A 3698-nucleotide genomic window follows, 5' to 3' on the forward strand; every position below is an offset into this window, starting at 1 on the left:
TGGTGGCTATGACGGGATTCGAACCTGTGACCCCCGCATTATGAGTGCGATGCTCTAACCAACTGAGCTACATAGCCAACCGTGCTTCCAGTGAGTCGTTGCCTTGTCACTGTGCGGCCGGAATTATGCGTATCTGGCTCTGGGGCGTCAACCCTTTTTTTGTTTGAAAAAACGAATTTGGGTGCGTTTGGCGAGTTATTGGCCGCTGTCGTGCAAAAGCCCAACAATCTGGTTTTTTTTACGACATTCGCACCCAGATCGCGCCTCTGGCCAGATAAAAAAGAGGCCAGCAAATGCTGGCCTCTCATGGGGTTAGACGTTGAACAGGAAGTTGGTCTTGAGTGAGTCTCTATTGGTGTCATGAGGTCTCACCCTTTATTTAAATCTATTTATTATCAATAAATTAAATTGTTTTTTGTCTCGCGACGTTTCAGGTGGAATCACTGGTAGTCAGGTATTTTGTGTACGCAGTTGCGTACTCAAAATGCTATTGTGTACACAGCTTGAACAAAGGGGGCTAGGGTGGCGCTTAAGACAGATCGGGAAATCGCCAGTTTGAAGGCGGAGGATGGTCAACGGCAGGTGGTTGCTGTGGCTAGTGGTGCTGGTGGTGGGTTGTGTATCGAGGTTCGCAGTGGTGGGCGCTCTAAAACATGGCTTTACCGTTATCGTATCAATAATAAGGCCCGAAAATTCACATTGGGCTCTTACCCGGCAATGAGCTTGGCAACTGCGCGGGTTGAGCACGGTAAGGCTGTTGCTTTGGTTAAGGCAGGAGAAGATCCTGCGGCTGTTGCCAAAGCATCCAAAGTGAAGCGGTCTGCTATGCCGACATTTGATGCGTTTTTTGAAGAGTGGTTGGAGTGGAAGCAAGTTGCCAAGCCTGCCCGAGCATCTACCGTTGAAGCCTACCGTCATACTCACCGACTATATATAAGCAAAGCCATTGGTCGTCTGTTACTGAAAGATGTGACGCGAGCAGTGTTGTTTGCTCACTTATCTAAGGTTCGAGGGCGCAGCATACAGGCTGCGCGAAAGGCACTGACTATCTGTGCTCAGATGCTAGATCATGCTGTGAACCTAGAATTGCTCGAACTGAATCCAGCTCGAACCATTAAGCCATCAACAATTGGGGCTGAGGCGCCACCTCCTCGTCAACGTTGGCTTTGTCGTGAGGAAGTCGCTTCTTTTTGGCAAGGGCTATCAGAAGGAGGGTTCCATCCATCTCAGTCAAACTGTTTACGTTTGATTTTGTTAACTGGTGTTCGCCGTGGAGAAGCTACGGGCATGACCTGGGAGCAAGTTATTGGCAACAAATGGATCATTCCTGCCAGTAATACCAAGAATGGTAAAGAGCATGCGGTCACGCTTCATAAGATGTCTCTAGAGATCCTTGCTCATCAACGAGCTATTAGCAGTGGCAGTCCTTGGGTTTTTGAGGCAATAAGAGAACACGAAGCTGGACAAGGTCATATTGATGGCAATGCCCTTCGTTGGGTGATAAATAAGGTAAGGTCTATTTCTATGGCACAAAGTGAGCCATTCACCGTCCATGATTTACGGCGTAGCTTTGCTAGCTGTTGTGCAGAGTATTTGGATGCAAATGAAAGTGTGATTGAACTTGCTCTTAATCACAGCAAGCGAGATCGTCTCGTTGCTACTTATCAAGCGGGTAAACGTGCGGAACAGGTAGCTCGGCTTTTTGAACAATGGGGTGAGTATATTGAAAGACTCACAACAACAGAAAATATAATCCCAGACAATGTTGTTACTATAAACTTCAGGAAATAGATGCCATTGATAAATTACATCAGTTATATTTGAGGCTATTATAGTTCATGATTAATGTGAGGAAGTTTAGTTGCCAGTACTGGAACTATGGGTAAATACGGCAAGGAAACTAATTGGCGTTTCCTTGCCGTATTTTTGTAGAAAGTTCAAGTTCTAGTTTTAGTTATCTCATCATACTCAGCTCTGATAAGTGCTTCAACAATCGCATTCTTATTCTCACCTTTAGCACGACTGAGTTCATCAAGAATTTTACCAATATCATTTCTCATGTTAATGCTGTATTGTTTCTTTTCCTTGTTATTTTCTCTGTATTTACACTGGTCCCATGCTTTTTTCATGGTGACAAATATAAAATTGGACTTGTCTTCATTAAAAGAATAAAGCACGTCAAAGAATGAAATTATATCATCTGTTAAGTGTTTTGAATTTGGCAGGGTTAGTGATCTATACCCAAGGTTTTTTCTGTATAAATATTCACATAGCCATTCTGTTTTAGTATCTCTGTATTTTTCAAACCAATTTACCAATTTCTTATTTATAATGACACGGCGTGCATCATCTTTTATTGCATTATTTATTCTTGCTTTATCACTTTTGCTGACTTTCAACCTGTTAATTAAGCAAACTATTTTTTGCTTGGTTGCCTCTTCAATCACAATATTTCCCATGCCAGTGATCTGTTTGGCATTGTTGATATTGCTAGCAGGCATAAAAGTTAACTCAAAGTCATCATAGCATTGGTTGTCATCTAGTGGTTTACTAATCAAGTGTTCTAGTTGGCGCCATATATAAAAAATTGTTCTATTATCCTTTTCATTCAGCCAGATGTAATCTTCTTTTGTAAGACATTTTTCATTGAATTCATTTTTAATGATTTCAATAAGCCTATTGAGTCCATATGAATCACTGCATTTTATTGGATGCTGTGAAATGAAGTGTTGGCATGGGGGCATGTTCACCAAAGTGGTTAATTGGCGTTCCAATTCTGTGCGACAAGGCGTCCGCTCACTTGGGACATCGTTTATTTCACATACGCTGTACCATACATAGTCTGAAAATATTTCATCTCTTAACTGAAGCGTAATTATTTTGTCACGTAATGTATTTGGCATATTGCTCTCTCTCAAAAACTACATTGTAGTGTTTAATGAGTATTTTTGTGTATCTTAAATGGAGTTTTTTGTGATGGTTTTCACGAGTTTTTTAGGTATTGATAATCTCTCTTGATTTCAGCCATTATCGTGAGCATAGCCCTCTATAGGCTTGGTATGAGTAGATTGCGTTAGAGGTGGTGAGCAGCCAAGACAGTGAGCAGGCCATATGAGATGTAACCCGGCTCCATACGTAAACTATTACGGTGTTGCTCCAGCTATGAACCAATAGCGGGAGAGCAAGCCATGAAACTCATTAAACTGAAAGACGTTACCGAAATGACCACGTTGTCCAAAGCCACAATTTATCGTTTGATAAAGCAAGGTTCATTCCCTCGTCAAATTTCTTTGGGGCCAAGAGCTGTGGCGTGGCGGTTAAGTGATGTCATCGCCTGGATTGAGAACAGGTCCTTGAGTAGCTTCGTGTCGATGTAATAACTCAAGAGTATGTTGTCGTCTATGAATGAAGGTATTCACGTAGCACTTAAGCAAAAAGAACTGAGGATGCCGAGAGTTTTTAACCTCTATCTATTCGGTATATGTAATATACCTACCAACACGTTCTGCTATACCAGCAGCCCTACACGGGAATATCAGCCACACTAAGTGGCTATTGACCTGTACAGCCTAAGCAGCATTGCTCAGGCTTGACTCAATGGGTATGTCCGCTAGGGCTACATCATGTACAGGATCTTTAGCTACAACCAATTGAAATAGATAGAAAAAAGGCTTCGTTTGTGATCTGATTTAATCGCA

General features: G+C 42.2%; 3 protein-coding genes and 1 tRNA gene. 2 read left to right on the forward strand and 2 right to left on the reverse strand.

The features are described from left to right. Positions 1-77 (reverse strand) — tRNA-Met (locus PG887_RS21910). A gap of 445 nt (positions 78-522) precedes the next feature. On the opposite strand from PG887_RS21910, the gene PG887_RS21915 reads away from it, so the two are divergent. Next, positions 523-1791, forward strand: a complete 1269-nt coding sequence (locus PG887_RS21915; RefSeq protein WP_102948453.1) for a tyrosine-type recombinase/integrase — start codon at positions 523-525, stop codon at positions 1789-1791. A 146-nt stretch (positions 1792-1937) separates the two neighbouring features. Here PG887_RS21915 and PG887_RS21920 read toward each other — a convergent pair whose 3' ends face one another. Continuing rightward, positions 1938-2903 (reverse strand): hypothetical protein, encoded by a 966-nt coding sequence (locus PG887_RS21920; RefSeq protein WP_127904512.1) that lies wholly within the window; start codon positions 2901-2903, stop codon positions 1938-1940. A gap of 285 nt (positions 2904-3188) precedes the next feature. On the opposite strand from PG887_RS21920, the gene PG887_RS21925 reads away from it, so the two are divergent. Beyond that, positions 3189-3377, forward strand: a complete 189-nt coding sequence (locus tag PG887_RS21925) for a helix-turn-helix transcriptional regulator (RefSeq protein WP_102948454.1) — start codon at positions 3189-3191, stop codon at positions 3375-3377. Positions 3378-3698 lie beyond the last annotated feature (321 nt).

This window comes from Aeromonas sp. QDB14, from assembly GCF_027707845.1.
In the GTDB taxonomy this organism is placed as follows: Bacteria; Pseudomonadota; Gammaproteobacteria; order Enterobacterales; family Aeromonadaceae; genus Aeromonas; species Aeromonas caviae.